At 62.9% G+C, this 14,396-nt stretch carries 13 protein-coding genes and 1 riboswitch; of the genes, 7 read left to right on the plus strand and 6 right to left on the minus strand.

The window, feature by feature from the left end; genetic code table 11:
* Positions 1-7: 7 nt before the first annotated feature.
* Entirely contained in the window at positions 8-1,516 is a 1,509-nt protein-coding gene (locus tag GBB11_RS05660) for an ABC transporter ATP-binding protein (protein WP_151549129.1), read from the minus strand.
* Positions 1,517-1,590: 74 nt separating this feature from the next.
* Positions 1,591-2,196, minus strand: a complete 606-nt coding sequence (locus GBB11_RS05665) for an ECF transporter S component (RefSeq protein ID WP_151549130.1) — start codon at positions 2,194-2,196, stop codon at positions 1,591-1,593.
* A riboswitch (TPP riboswitch) is annotated at positions 2,191-2,300 on the minus strand. Its footprint overlaps the gene before it by 6 nt.
* Before the next feature lie 175 nt (positions 2,301-2,475).
* On the opposite strand from GBB11_RS05665, the gene GBB11_RS05670 reads away from it, so the two are divergent.
* The 4 genes from GBB11_RS05670 (at position 2,476) to GBB11_RS05685 (ending at position 6,329) form a co-directional block, all read left to right on the plus strand.
* A complete protein-coding gene (locus GBB11_RS05670) occupies positions 2,476-3,387 on the plus strand; it encodes a DUF808 domain-containing protein (RefSeq protein WP_151549131.1) in 912 nt (303 codons plus the stop codon).
* 376 nt (positions 3,388-3,763) lie between these two features.
* Complete coding sequence (locus GBB11_RS05675; protein ID WP_151549132.1) at positions 3,764-5,413, plus strand: sodium-dependent transporter; 1,650 nt, start codon at positions 3,764-3,766, stop codon at positions 5,411-5,413.
* A gap of 2 nt (positions 5,414-5,415) precedes the next feature.
* A complete protein-coding gene (gene metS / locus GBB11_RS05680) occupies positions 5,416-5,583 on the plus strand; it encodes a methionine/alanine import NSS transporter subunit MetS (protein ID WP_151529880.1) in 168 nt (55 codons plus the stop codon).
* A 215-nt stretch (positions 5,584-5,798) separates the two neighbouring features.
* Positions 5,799-6,329, plus strand: coding sequence for a type 1 glutamine amidotransferase domain-containing protein (locus GBB11_RS05685; RefSeq protein WP_151549133.1), 531 nt, complete (start codon positions 5,799-5,801; stop codon positions 6,327-6,329).
* Positions 6,330-6,363: 34 nt separating this feature from the next.
* On the opposite strand, the gene GBB11_RS05690 is transcribed toward GBB11_RS05685, so the two are convergent.
* Positions 6,364-7,026: an isochorismatase family protein gene (locus tag GBB11_RS05690; protein WP_151549134.1), complete on the minus strand. Its 663-nt coding sequence runs from the start codon at positions 7,024-7,026 to the stop codon at positions 6,364-6,366.
* Between the two features lie 69 nt (positions 7,027-7,095).
* Here GBB11_RS05690 and GBB11_RS05695 point away from each other — a divergent pair, with 69 nt between their 5' ends.
* The 3 genes from GBB11_RS05695 to GBB11_RS05705 all read left to right on the plus strand — a co-directional run bounded on the left by GBB11_RS05695 (position 7,096) and on the right by GBB11_RS05705 (position 10,426).
* Entirely contained in the window at positions 7,096-7,503 is a 408-nt protein-coding gene (locus GBB11_RS05695; RefSeq protein ID WP_151549135.1) for a metalloregulator ArsR/SmtB family transcription factor, read from the plus strand.
* Between the two features lie 10 nt (positions 7,504-7,513).
* On the plus strand, positions 7,514-8,725 hold the full coding sequence (locus GBB11_RS05700) for an MFS transporter (RefSeq protein ID WP_151549136.1): 1,212 nt from the start codon (positions 7,514-7,516) through the stop codon (positions 8,723-8,725).
* A 255-nt stretch (positions 8,726-8,980) separates the two neighbouring features.
* Positions 8,981-10,426 (plus strand): amidohydrolase, encoded by a 1,446-nt coding sequence (locus GBB11_RS05705; RefSeq protein ID WP_151549137.1) that lies wholly within the window; start codon positions 8,981-8,983, stop codon positions 10,424-10,426.
* 166 nt (positions 10,427-10,592) lie between these two features.
* Here the strand turns inward: GBB11_RS05705 and pyk are convergent, their stop codons facing one another.
* The 3 genes from pyk to trpC all read right to left on the minus strand — a co-directional run bounded on the left by pyk (position 10,593) and on the right by trpC (position 14,315).
* Positions 10,593-12,101: a pyruvate kinase gene (gene pyk, locus GBB11_RS05710; protein ID WP_192796328.1), complete on the minus strand. Its 1,509-nt coding sequence runs from the start codon at positions 12,099-12,101 to the stop codon at positions 10,593-10,595.
* Positions 12,102-12,522: 421 nt separating this feature from the next.
* The gene (gene lgt, locus GBB11_RS05715; RefSeq protein WP_151549357.1) at positions 12,523-13,404 is read right to left on the minus strand and encodes a prolipoprotein diacylglyceryl transferase; all 882 of its coding nucleotides are present in this window, start codon (positions 13,402-13,404) and stop codon (positions 12,523-12,525) included.
* 101 nt (positions 13,405-13,505) lie between these two features.
* Positions 13,506-14,315: an indole-3-glycerol phosphate synthase TrpC gene (gene trpC / locus GBB11_RS05720; RefSeq protein WP_151549138.1), complete on the minus strand. Its 810-nt coding sequence runs from the start codon at positions 14,313-14,315 to the stop codon at positions 13,506-13,508.
* Positions 14,316-14,396: the final 81 nt, after the last annotated feature.

The following is a 14,396-nucleotide window of genomic DNA, read 5'->3' on the forward strand; positions in this document are numbered from 1 at the left end:
CGCGCGCTCATGATGCCCCTTCCCCCGCGTGGGGTGCGGGCGCGTGCTTATCCAGGTGGATGCGGTGATCCCCCAGCGCGTCGATAAAGAGCTGATCGTGCGTGATGGAAGCGATCGCCACGCCCTCATCGGCCAGCTCGCGGATCAGATACACCAATTCAGTGAAGGTGCGCCGGTCTTGGCCAAAGGTGGGCTCATCCAGCAGCAAAACCTGCGGCGCGGCAACCAGCGCCGTCGCCACAGACAAGCGGCGTTTTTGTCCGCCGGACAGAGTAAAAGGATTGGCCTCGGCGAGGTGGGCTAGCCGCAGCCGCTCTAAAAGCTCATCCACTCGGGGATGCTCCTTCAGATGCTTATTGCCGCTAATCACACGCGGGCCCACGAGCAACTCCTCGCGCACGGTGCGGGCGACAAATTGATGCTCGGGGTCCTGAAACACATAGCCCAAGGTTTGGGCCAACGCGACAGAGCGCAAGCGATGCGGATCAACGCTGCGCTGCGGTGTGTGCACCCGCACACTCCCGCGCACGGGCCGGAGCAGGCCGGCGAGGCTGAGCGCCAGCGTCGATTTACCGGCGCCATTATCGCCGGTGATCACGGTGGAATGCCCGGCGGGAATGCTGAGACTCAGCGGCCCCGCCACCGGCTGGTTCTTCTGCCACCCCACCATAAGATCCGTGGCGGATAGTGCCGCATCGGCACTCACCGGCACGATGTGGGCGGCGGGCAGATCAAGCTCCACCCCGGGAACCCACACTCCCTGCTCTGCCAGTTCGGCACCATGCTCGGCGATGACAGTGTCGATGGGGCCATCGGCGGCGATATCGCCCGCAGCACCCACGACCACTGTGCGATCGAGGTACTGCTGCCAGATGTCTACCCGGTGTTCCACCACGATGAGTGTCGCCCCGGTGCGCTCGGCAACGGCGATAACCGCATCGCGGACCTCGCGCACCCCAGTGGGATCGAGGTTGGCGGTGGGCTCGTCGAGCACAATCACCCGCGCGCCCATCGCGATCACCCCGGCCAAGGCGAGGCGCTGCTTCTGCCCGCCAGAAAGCTCCGCGGTGGGATGATCCAGCGGCAGATGCAGACCCACCAGCTCGAGTGCCTCGGGTACTCGCCGCCAGATCTCCGCGCGCTCCACGCCGAGGTTCTCGCAGCCAAAGGCAACATCATCGCCCACGCGCGAGCTAATGACCTGCGAGTCGGGGTCTTGGAGCACCATTCCCACGAGGCCACGGGCCTGCTCGGGCGAGCGCCCCGCAACAGTGATGCTGCCGTGCTCATCGCCCTCATCCTCGCCGCCCAGCACGCCGGCGATGGCGTGCAGCAGCGTGGACTTGCCCGCTCCGGACTGCCCTAAAACGAGCACCCGCTCACCCTGCTCGATCTGCAGATTAATGGAGCGCAGCGTGGGATTTTTTCGTCCTCCGTGCCGCCAGGAATAGTCCCGCACATGCACAGGGGCAGCGGCGTCGCTGAACTGCGACAGACCGTGTGGGTGCTTCACCATGGGCCACTTTCCTTGAGATACTCGCCGTGGGCGGCGACGCACCCACGCACTGCGGCGGATGCGGTTCGGGCAGCTTAGACTTCGGCGCGGTGTTCGCGGCCTACCGCGAAACGATCCAAGGCGCCAGCCGCTGCGAGCGCCCGCACCAGCACATAGCCGAGCAGACCTGCGAGGAAGAGACCGGAGACGATCAGGGTGGAAAGGTAGGTGATATTAAAAAGCAGCGACTTGGCGTAGTTGGCGCTGAGCACCAGCTCCAGCAGGAATGCCCCGACTGCGGCGCCGGCACCGGCCAGCATGGCCACAACGGGAGTGAAGCGTCGATAAGCAAAAATGAGGAAGATCAGCTCCGCGCCGATTCCCTGCGCCAGACCGGAGTACAGGGTTTCCGGCCCCCACTGGCTACCCAAGGTGGCAGAGACGGCGGCGGCGAGCAGCTCCACGAAAATCGCGGCGCCGGGCTTGCGAATCACCAGCCCGCCAAGAACGCCGCCGAGCAGCCACACGCCCACGGCGATACCGCCCAAACCAGGGGTGAGCGCGTCCGCGGCGGTGTACCAGGCGTAGCCCACCGAATTCCAGATCCAGAAAATCAGACCAGTCGCCACACCCAATACGGCGGCCACCACGATGTCGACGACGCGCCACCGCGAGGCGGTGCGCTGGGTTGATGATGTCATGAAAAAGTACCCTCCCTCTCGCCGGAATTACCCGGATCAGGTTCACACGGTGTGTTCTCAGCCCCAGCGCGGCCTATGGCGCGCGGGCACCCGCGGTAATGTCAGTATTTAGTATGCTTAGGCAACGGCGCGACTCCCACAAAGATAAACGCACAGGCCAGAGCTGGTGCATGCACAATGTGCGGAGTTCGGGCGCCGGTACACGGCTCTTGCAACACTAGCGGGGCTAGTGCACCCTAAGCAACCGCTCGTTTCCCCCTATCTAGTTAGGACCTCCTCATGGCCGGTGGGCTTGCAGCGCTTCTCGACGACGTCTCCCTTCTCGCTCGGGCTGCCGCCGCAAATATTGACGATGTGGCTGTCCACGCGGCCAAGACTTCTACCAAGGCCGCCGGCGTGGTGGTCGATGATGCGGCTGTGACCCCGAAGTTCGTCGCCGGAGTCTCCCCCTCGCGCGAGCTGCCCATGATTTTCCGTATCGCCCGAGGATCGCTCTTTAACAAGCTCATTGTGATCTTGCCGCTGGCGCTGCTGTTGAGCTGGCTGGTGCCTTGGCTGCTCAACCCGATCCTGATGGTCGGCGGTGCCTTTCTCTGCTTCGAAGGCATGGAAAAGGTAGTCGAGCTAGCCACCGGCGAGGAGGGCAAACAAACCCCCGCCTCCGCCAATAAGTCCGTGGATGAGGACCAGCTGGTGAAAAGCGCCATCGCCACCGATCTCATTTTGAGCGCGGAGATCATGGTGATCTCCCTCGACCAGGTGGCCCACCTGACCTTCGGGGTGCGCACCGCGGTGCTCGTGGTGGTGGCCATGGGCCTGACCGCGCTGGTCTATGGCGCGGTGGCGCTCCTGGTCAAGATGGATGATGTGGGGCTTAAGCTCGCCTCCTCCGATAACTCCGGTGCCGCCGCCTTCGGCCGCGGACTGGTCGCCGCCATGCCGAAGGTGCTGGCCGCGATTAGCGTGATCGGTACCTTCGCCATGCTCTGGGTCGGCGGGCATATTATCGTCCACGGTGTCGCCGAGCTGGGATGGCGTGGCCCCGAGGACCTAATGCATTCCCTCTCCCACGGCCACTACAGCTTCCTCGGCTGGTTGATTAATACCGGCTACTCGCTCGCGGTCGGTGCGATCATCGGCAGCATTCTGGCCACGGCCGTGCACTTCTCGCCGCTGAAGCGCAACCACTAAAGCTTGGGCGGGGTATATCTCCGCAGGCGCCGCACTGGAGTGAATCTCCACTGCGGCGCCTTTATTGATGGGCATTACTATATACGGCCCCTATTTTTCTGCTCTTCGCTCCCGCGACCCGAGATTCGCGGCGCGCAGCAGCATCCCTCGCAAGCCCACCGCCCCCAGATGGGTGTAGCCACACCCCCTCGGCAGCCCTCCTAGCTGGGACACTCCGCTTTTCTTAGATTTCCCTGAAATTCTATAGAGGCTGTTCTTATATCCGTACCGACTCTGTTATTGTGAGACCAAGTTTCTCACCATGTGAAACTTTCTTTGAGAGTGAGGTGCGCAGCACACTGCGGCGCATCGGAATCAGTAGAAAAGAGACCGAGACATGTCTACCTCCACGAGCACCGCAGGTAGCGCCGAGGTCGCTCAGAGCCGCGAAACATTCTCCTCGCGGCAGGCGTTCCTCTTCGCTGCCATCGGCTCCGCTGTGGGCCTAGGAAACATCTGGCGCTTCCCCTATGTTGCCTATCAGTCCGGCGGTGGCGCCTTCCTCATCCCCTATATCGTCGCCTTGATTACCGCGGGCATCCCGCTGCTGTTCTTCGACTTCGCCGTGGGCCACCGCTTCCGCGGCTCGGCACCGAAGGCATTTCGTCGTCTGAAGTCCTGGACCGAGCCGGTCGGTTGGTTCCAAGTAGGTGTGTCCTTCTTCATCACCATCTACTACTCGGTGATTATTGCGTGGGCCGCCATCTACGCGTTTAGCTCCATCGGCAAGTCCTGGGGCGATAATGCGGAGGAATACTTCTTCAACGACTTCCTGCAGATTGACGCCACTTCCATCAACAGCCTGAACTTCGTGTGGCCGATCGCCATCGTCCTCGCCGTCGTATGGGTACTGGTCCTCGCCGTGCTGGCTTTGGGCGTGGATAAGGGCATTGGCCGCCTGTCCACCTGGGCGATCCCGGTGCTGGCCGTGATGTTCATCGGCATGGTGATCTACGCGCTCACCCTGCCCGGCGCCGCCGCCGGCTTGAACGCCTTCTTTACACCCGATTGGTCGGCACTGAGCAACCCGACGGTGTGGATCTCCGCCTATGGCCAGATCTTCTTCTCGCTCTCGGTGGCCTTCGGCATCATGCTCACCTACTCCTCCTACCTGAAGCCGCGCTCCAACCTTACCGGCACCGGCCTGGTGGCCGCCTTCGCTAACTCCTCCTTCGAGGTGCTGGCCGGTATCGGCGTATTCGCCACCTTGGGATTCATGGCGACCCAAGCGGGCGTGGGCGTGGACGAGGTCACCTCCTCCGGCCCGGGCCTGGCCTTCGTGGCCTTCCCCACCGTTATCTCGGAAATGGGCGGGCTCTGGGGCTCGGTCTTCGGCGTTGTATTCTTCGCCTGTCTCGTGATCGCCGGTATTACCTCCCTGCAGTCCCTGCTCGAGGTGGTCATCGGCGCCTTCCAGGACAAGTTCGACCTTCCCCGCGTGCAGGCTGTGCTGCTGGTGGGCGGCTCCATGGCTGTGATCGCCATGATCTTCTTCCCCACCACCTCTGGTCTGGTCACCCTTGACATCGTGGATAAGTTCACCAACAACATCGGTATTGTCGCCGTCGCTATCGCCGCGATCATCGTGGTGGACTGGATTCTGCACCGCACCGATGAGCTGGCACTGCACCTCAATGCCGTCTCTTCCTTCCGCGTGGGCAACACCTGGCGCATCTTCGTCGCCAATATCACCCCCGTGGTGCTGGCGATCATCCTCTTCCAGGAGATCACCTCCCTGATTGCCGAGCCCTATGAGGGCTACTCCCCCGCCCAGCTGGGGATCTACGGCTGGGGCGTGATCGGCGTGATCTTCATCGGTTCGATGGCGCTGACCATCCTGCCGTGGCGCGGCAACCAGACCCTCGATGGCCCGCCCGGTTCGGACTTCGGTGTGGATGTCGATCATTCCCTCGGCTTCCGCGGCATCGTCGACGATGGCCCCGAGGCCACCCTCCACAAGACCACCGACACCAAGGAGGCGCACTAATCATGACCGGTACTGCAATCATCATGATGGCCCTGTTCATCCTCGTCATCTGGGGCGGGCTGGTGTACTTCAGCGTGCAGCTGATGAAGCACCCCGATGAAACCTCCGGCTTCCTCGGCGCTGATCCCAAGGCAGACGATGACATCCTGCTGAAGCTAGAAAAGAAATAAGCCAGCACCGACCTCGTGCTCAGGCCCATCAACCCGCGTGCTTCTCGCACGTTGCGCGCGGGTTGACTGCGTTATCCCCCAAGGCGCTGCACTGCTGGCCGCTGCGTGTCTCAAGACACGCGCCCGGCGACGACGGTGGCACAAACGGCACGGCCCGCCCTATTCTGGGCCGCACACTAAAAAGCCGAAAAATAATGTGAAAGGACGTGTACGTCGTGCCTGATCTAAAGTCTGTGACCGTCGCCGTTGTGGCCACTCATGGTTTTGATGATGATGAGCTCTCCAGCCCCATCGCCGCCATCACCGAGGCCGGTGGGCGGGCGCTCGTGGTCTCCACCGAGGCCGGTGAGATCGAGAGCAAGAAGGGCTCCACCGTATCGGTGGATGTCACCACCGACAAGGCGGATGCCGCTGATTTTGATTGTCTGCTCTTGCCTGGCGGAACCAAAAACGCCGATACCATCCGCACCGATGCCCACGCCGTCGCACTCGTGAAGAACCTAGTGGAGGCCGGCAAACCAGTGGGCGTGATCTGCCACGGTGGGTGGATTCTCAGCGACGCCGATGTGCTGCGCGGCCGGACCATCACCTCCTATCACTCGATGAAGACCGACCTCATCAACGCGGGGGCCACCTGGGTTGATCGCGAGGTCTGTGTCGATGGCGCACTTATCTCCTCGCGCACCCCCGCCGACCTGCCCGCCTTCAACAAGGAGATCCTGCGCGCCTTCGCCGCCGCGCACTAAGTCTCCTCGACTCCAACCGCTCGTCTGGGTGGGGTTAGACCAGCAGTAGCTGGCCACCCTGGGCGCGGATTTCACGCAACGCCTCCAGCGAGCTCTGCTCCGCCACCCCAGCAGTCAAAGGCACGAGAAGCCGCACGGCGAAGCCCTCTGCAAGGCCATCGAGACACGTGGCTCGCACGCAATAGTCCGTGGCGATGCCGGCAACATCGAGGGTTGTCACCCCGTGTTCCCGCAGCGCCTCGGCGAGGCTGGTGCCATGCGGGGTGGCTCCTTCGAATCCTGAATACGCCGCAGTGTATTCGCCTTTGCTGACGTCAATGCGTATCTGCTCGGGGGCGGCCGCGGCAGCATTATCGAGCGCCCGCAGCGCTTGGGGATGTAACTCCGCTCCAGTAGTGCCGGCCACGCAGTGCCGCGGCCAGCTCTCGGCATAATCGGGCTCATCTGCAAAGTGGGCTCCCGGATCGATGTGCCAATCGCGCGTGACCGCGCACACCGCATAGTTGCGGGCATGGGCGGCGCAGAACTCCGCCGTCGCCGTCAGAGCCTGGGCGCCGCCCTCCACGCCGAGGGCGCCCCCTTCGACGAAGTCATTTTGCCCGTCCACGAGGACAAAAGCGGAACGATCCTGCGGGGCCGAATAACTCGTGATGTCAATACCAGCGGCGCGTAGCGCCTGAAGTGTGAGAGTAGTCATAGCTACCACTCTAGACGCGTACGCCCGACACTCTTGACCACCCACCGGCAGCAACCCTATTATCTTCATATGCACGAAGATAAGAAGCTAAGGAATGGTTCACCTAAACGCGCCCCGAGTGATCACGTGCACGTACCTGCCATCACCGAGAGCGGCTCTTTGGAACTTGCCGCCGCTGAAGTGCTCAAACTGCTCGCGGACCCCACGCGCATTCGCATCATCCTCACCCTGGGTAAAGCCGAAGAGATGAGCGTGAACGAGATTTCGGCCACCGTCGCTAAGCGTCCCGCTACCGTCTCCCAGCATCTCGCCAAAATGCGCCTCGCGCGGATGGTCACCACCCGCCACCAAGGCACCAGCGTCTACTACTCGCTGACCGATGAGCACGCCATCCAGCTCATCAGCGAGGCCATGAACCAGGCTGAGCACGCCGTGAGCGCCGAGGCGCTCTCCCACACCCACACCCACGACACTTAAAGGCACCGGCATGCTTTCTGTTCTTCGCAATCACCGTTACGCTCGGCTTTTCGGGGCCCAAGTTATTGCTCTCGTGGGCACGGGATTACTCACCGTTGCCTTGGGCCTACTCGCCTTCGATATCGCCGGCAGCCAGGCCGGCAGCGTGCTGGGCACCGCGCTGAGCATCAAGATTATTGCCTATGTGCTGCTCTCCCCCGTGGCCACCACGCTGCTCGCGGGATGGAATCCCAAGGTGGTGCTGGTATCGGCGGACGTGGTACGCGGCCTCATTGCCTGCGGCCTGCCCTTTGTCACCGAGACGTGGCAAATCTATATCCTCATCTTTATCCTGCAGGCCGCCTCGGCCACCTTCACTCCGACCTTCCAGGCCCTCATCCCCGATGTGCTGCCCGATGAAGGGGACTACACGCAGGCACTGTCCCTGTCTCGGCTGGCCTACGATCTGGAATCGGTGCTCTCGCCGCTTCTCGCCGCCGCGCTGCTAGCCGTGATGAACTATCACCTTCTCTTCCTCGGCACAATCGTCGGCTTTGCCTGCTCCGCAGCGCTCATTCTCAGCACCCACATCGGGGTGTACCGCCGCACTCTCGAGATCGACCACACCGAATCCATCGTCCGTCGCCCTCTCGCCGGAGCCCGCATCTTCCGGCGCACCCCAGAACTGCGCGGAGTGGCATGGTCGAACCTCACCGTGGCTGCGGTCGGGGCGATGGTCATCATCAATACCGTGGTGGTGGTGCGCGATCAGCTGCAGCGGCCGGATTCAGATCTGGGCATTTTGCTCGCTTTCTTTGGCGCCGGCTCGATGTTCATTGCCATCGTGCTGCCGCGGCTGCTGCACTACGCAGTAGACACCACAGTCATGGTTCTCGGCGCCATCAGTGCCCCGTTACTCCTCGCTGCGGTAGCACTCGCTCTGCACGGTGCAGCCGCGTGGTGGCTGATGTGTCTGCTCTGGGCTCTGCTCGGCGCGAGCGCCGCGCTCATTGCCACCCCGAGTTCACGGCTGCTGCGCCGCCACAGCACCGTCGATAACCGCACCGCCGTATTCGCCACCCAATTCAGCGCGTCCCACGCCTGCTACCTGCTTACCTACCCGGCCGCAGGCTTCATCGGCAGCCTGGTCAGCCTCTCGGCCGCGGCCTGGGCGCTGGGCGCTCTCGGCGTGCTGGGGGCAGCGGGAACCGCACTGTGGTTCGCCCGCGCGAAGCGTAGCTAACAGGCACATTCTCCGCCCGCACGCAGCTCCCACCCCACCCCCTATCGCCTGTGTAGAAGCCATAGGGGGTGCATAACCCCCTTGTGCCGCGCTGCCTGCGCCTCTAGGGTTGATGGCACTATACCTTCTTTTCCTATAGTTGCCCCCTAGGGGCTTTTTGCTTGCCCCACCGCCTCCCGCGGCGGGCGGCGAGCTCAGGAAAAGGAGGCGAAACCACCCAGTGCACGCAACCTGCGAAAGGAACCTAGTACCCCCGTGAATGACACCACAGCCGCCTCGGCGCATGCGCGCGATAAGAGCCGGACTATCAAGAACATTATTGATAATCACGGGGTGAAACTCGACTGGCAGAAAGCCTTCTACCAGGACATGCACGCCAATCCGGAGCTCTCCGGATTTGAGGTGGAAACCGCCCGGAAAATCGCCGCGCACCTGCGCAACTTCGACTGCGAGGTACACACCGGCATCGGTGGCCACGGCATCGTCGCTATTTTCCGCAATGGCGATGGCCCCACCGCGCTGTTCCGCGCAGACTTCGATGCACTGCCGGTCAAGGAAACCTCCGGCGCCATTTACGCCTCCACCCGCACGCGGGTGCGCGAGTCTGGGGTGGAAACCCCGATCATGCACGCCTGCGGGCACGACATGCACACCACCGCCCTGCTCGGCGCCTGCGCCGTCATGGACTCCACCCGCGATAGCTGGTCCGGCACCTTCGTGGCACTCTTCCAGCCAGCCGAGGAGATCTCGGTGGGCGCGGCAGCGATGGTCAATGATGGCCTCGCCGATATCATCCCGAAGCCAGATGTGTGCTTTGGCCAGCATGTGATCGCCGGCCCCGCCGGCCGCATCCTGTCCCGCCCCGGAGCGGCACTTGCTGCATGCGACACCATCACCATCAAGCTCTACGGCAAGTCCGCGCACGGTTCCATGCCGCACAACTCCATCGACCCCACCTACTTGGCGGCGATGATCGTGGTGCGACTCCAGGGCATCGTCGGACGCGAGATCAACCCCAATGACTTCGCTGTGATCACCGTCGGCTCCTTGATTTCGGGTCACACCAATAACACCGTGCCCGGCGAAGCCACCTTGGTGCTCAACTGCCGCTTCTACGACAACGAGGTCAAGCGCAAGACCTACCAGGCCATTAAGCGCGTGGTGCACGGCGAGTGCCAGGCATCTGGGTGCGAGCGCGCCCCTGAGTTCCGCTTCTCCAATCACGGCGAACTCACCGAGAATGACCCCGTGGTGTATTCGCACGTGCGCTATACCTTCGACGAGGTGTTCGGCGAGGAGAGCGTGGACGCCAAACGCTGGACCGCCTCGGAGGACTTCACCAATATCCCCCGCGCCTTCGGCGCCCCCTACTTCTTCTGGCTGGTGGGTATCACTCCCCGCGAGCAGTGGGATAAGGCTCTCGCCGAGGACAACATCGAGGACATCCCGGTCAACCACGCCGGCGACTTCCTCCCGGATTATGAGCCTTCTGTGGATGCCTCCACCAAGGCCGCACTGTGCGCCGTGCTCACCTACTTGGTAGACGATAAGTCCGAGGCCACCATCCAGCGACCGGACGAGGCGAATCTGCCGAAGAATCTTCCCTCCGACCCCACTGAGGTGCGCTCGGAGGCCGTGGTGGAATCCGCGAACCTCCCCGACGCCGAGGCGGCACACCGCGCCCACGAGCTGCGGAAGTAAAACCATCGGCCACCGTCCCTGCTGAGACGGGGCCACAGACGCCACAGACCACCGATCCCCACTCCTGTCATGGGAGAGGATCGGTGGTCTGTGTTATGTAGTGCGGTATCATCCGCAGCCATCAGCCGTAGTGCCAGCCGAGGCGGACACTTACGGCAGGCGCCGACTACTTCGAGGTCGAGCTCGTCGTGCCGGTGCTGCTGGCGGTGGAGGGGGTCTCCGCTACCAGGGTGGCGTCGCTCTCGCTCTCACGCTTAGTGGAGCGGGTGTTATCGCCGAGCAGGTGCACCTGGATCATGTTGGTGTTACCGGGGATTCCGGGAGGAGTACCGGCAACAACCACCATCACGTCATCGCGTTCATACTCGCTCATAGCCAGCAGAGCCTCGTCGACGGCCACCATCATCTCATCGGTGTCGTGGACGGTTTCGGTCAGGAAGGTCTCCGCACCCCAAGACAGTGCCAGCTGCGAACGCACGGCCGGATCGGGGGTGAATACCAACAGCGGCAGCGGGCAGCGCAGGCGAGCCAAGCGCTTCGCGGTATCGCCGGAGGTGGTGAAGGCCACCAGAGCCTTGGCGTTTAGGCGTTGGGCAATATCGCGGGCCGAGTAGGTGATCACGCCACGCTTGGTACGCGGAACGTGAGTCAGCTGCGGCACGTCGCCGTCCTTTTCCGCTACCCGCACGATGCGGGACATGGTGCGCACCACGTTGTGCGGATCCACACCAACGGAGGTTTCACCGGAGAGCATCACGGCATCCGCACCATCCAGCACGGCGTTGGCCACGTCGGAGGCCTCGGCGCGGGTCGGGCGGGAGTTTTCGATCATGGAATCCAGCATCTGGGTGGCCACGATCACCGGCTTAGCGTTCTCGCGTGCGATCTGGATGGCGCGCTTCTGAACCAGCGGCACCTCCTCCAGCGGCACTTCCACGCCGAGGTCACCACGGGCAACCATGATGGCGTCGAAGGCCAGCACGATGGACTCGAGAGCGTCAACGGCCTCGGGCTTTTCCAGCTTGGCGATGACGGGGACGCGGCGGCCTTCCTCATCCATGACCTTATGCACCAGCTCGACGTCGGCCGGGGAGCGCACGAAGGACAGGGCGATGAAGTCCACGCCCAGGTTGAGTGCGAAGCGCAGGTCCTTGATGTCCTTCTCGGACAGGGCCGGCACGGAGATATCCATACCGGGCAGGGAGACACCCTTGTTGTTGGACACTGGGCCACCTTCGGTGACCTCGCAGACAACGTCGTTGCCATCGACCTCGATGCAGACGAGGCCGACCTTGCCGTCATCGACCAGCAGGCGGTCACCCGGCTTGGCGTCATTGGCCAGGTTCTTGTAGGTGGTGGACACGCGGTCGTGGGTGCCCTGCACATCGTCCACAGTGATACGGACGGTTTCGCCGGTCTCCCACATAGTGGAACCGTCGATGAAACGGCCGAGGCGGATCTTGGGGCCCTGCAGGTCGGCGAGGATGCCGACAGCGTGACCAGTCTTATCGGTGGCCTCACGAACCCAGCGATAGTTCTGTTCATGGTCGGAGTGATCACCGTGCGAGAAATTCAGGCGAGCCACGTCCATACCAGATTTGACGAGCTCAAGAATGCCCTCCTCACTAGCAACGGCGGGACCGAGGGTACATACGATTTTCGTTCTCCTATTCACGCTTCCCCACTGTAGTGCTCCTAGCGCAATCCGGCTACACGCGCCGCAGTGAAGAAAGCGCTGGAAGACGCGCTAACAGCCCCGCAGAACCCCATACCGCGCTGTTGTTTTATCCACGGAAACGTCCACAAAACCACACAAATGCAGGTCAAACAGGCACAAAACCACATTGTGATCTGGTTTCACCTCGCCCCGATGTGTGCGAGATGTGGCCACAGCCACCCTGTCTGGCGAAGTTGATCACACTTCCCCGCACCAGCACCCACGGCGTCGTCGGTGACGCCGCCGCACGCGGCAATAACCGATACATAAAACCGCACTCACCACGTGGTGAGTGCGGTCTCTGAGCTCTCGGTCGGCGCGGTGTCAGCGCGCGATCGCCGCAGGGCCAGGGCACAGTCGGCGCGACTAGTCTGGCGCCTCAGAGTGTGCTCTGTGGATACTCCCCAGAAGCGACCTGGGTCTGCGCGGCGTCGCGGTGGCGCTGCTGCGCCCGCATCATGATGAAGATGAGTACCGCGGCGAGGAACACCACAGCGGAGACAACAGTATTGACCCGCAGGCCAAAGATATGGGTGGCCGCATCCGAGCGCATCAGCTCGATGACGAAGCGGCCTGCGGTATAACCGGCTACATAGAGTGCGAACACCTGACCGCCGCGCAGCGAGAAGCGCTTATCTGCCCACAGCAACAGGGCGAAGATGATGAGGTTCCACAGCAGCTCGTAGAGGAACGTCGGGTGCACGGTGGCCAGCACCTCGCCGGTGGAGCGGCCCGTGACCGGCGCGAGCATGCCATTGGCGTCGACGCGCTCATAGATCTCCAGCGCCCAAGGCACATCGGTGGGATAGCCATAGAGCTCCTGGTTGAACCAATTGCCGAGTCGGCCGATGGCCTGGGCCAAGATGATGCCGGGGGCGACAGCATCGGCAAAGGGGGCGAGCGGGATCTTCTTCATGCGGAAATACACCGCCACGGCAATGGTGCCGAGGGCGATCGCACCCCAAATCCCCAGTCCGCCATTGGTGATTTTCACCGCGTCGATGGGAGAACAGGTCTCGCAGAAGTACTTATCGTGATCCGTGATCACGTGATACACCCGGCCGCCAATGATGCCGCTGGGCACGGCCACGAGCGCCGCATCGTAGACGACCTCGCCATCGCCGCCGCGATCCTGATAGCGCTTTTTGGTCAGCAGCAGCGCCGCCACGATGCCGGCGATGATGCAGAGCGCATAGGCGCGGACGGGAATAGGGCCGAGCTGCCATACGCCCTGCGGCGGGGAGGGGATGGCGCGGGTCAGCCCCGCGCTGAAGCGACCGAGGTCGCCCGAGAAAAGCGCAGACGGAATTCCGGCGGAAATAAACTGGTCTAGCACCGTGTGGGATCTCGCTTCGTGAATTGCTAGCGGGTGGAGGGACACGCCGGATGCTGCCCGGCTGCCACCAGTTTACGACACAGCCCCGCTGGGTCCTCATGGGTGACCAAGGAGGTAGAGATGATCACCGCATCCGCACCCCAACCGGCGTAAGTCATCAGCTGCTGCGGGGTATCGACGCCCGACATGGCAATGCGCACCACCCCACTGGGCAGTCCAGGGGCGATCTCCGAAAAGGCCGTGGGGTTGAGCTCGAAGGTTTCCATGGAACGGGCGTTCACCCCGATGAGCGTGGCCCCGGCCTGCACCGCCCGGCTTGCTTCTTCGCGCGTGTTTACCTCCACCAACGCGGTCATGTCTAGGGATTCGATGCGATCGAGCAGCGCCTCGAGCCGATGCTGATCCAAGATGGCAGCAATCAACGGCACCACGTCTGCACCGAAGTAGCGGGCCTCGTGGATCTGGTAGGGATCAATAATGAAGTCCTTGGCCATCACCGGCACATCGACTGCTTGTTTCACCGCGCGCACATCACGCAGATCGCCGTTGAAGCGGCGGCGCTCAGTCTGACAGGAAATGATGCGCGCCCCCTCGCGCTCAAACAGCTGGGCCAAGAGTGCGGGGTGCTCAATGGCGGCGAGCTCGCCCTTATTGGGCACGGCGCGCTTGAGCTCGGCAATAATGGAGCATCCCGGCTGGGAGAGCGCGGCGCGGGCATCCCGCGGCTTCGGTGCCGAGAAAGAGAGCCTTTTGATCTCTTTAAAGGGCAGGCGGTGCTCGCGCGCCTTCACGTCCTCGCTGACGCCAGCGAGAATGCGCTCGATCTCCGAAACCATGCCGTGTCCTTAGAGTGTGCCCGGCGGCTGTGGTGGCCTGTATAAGAATCGCACCACCGCCCTGCAATTAACTCTTTTAGG

The organism is Corynebacterium sp. 74A (assembly GCF_008930665.1).
Lineage (GTDB): Bacteria > Actinomycetota > Actinomycetes > Mycobacteriales > Mycobacteriaceae > Corynebacterium > Corynebacterium megadyptis.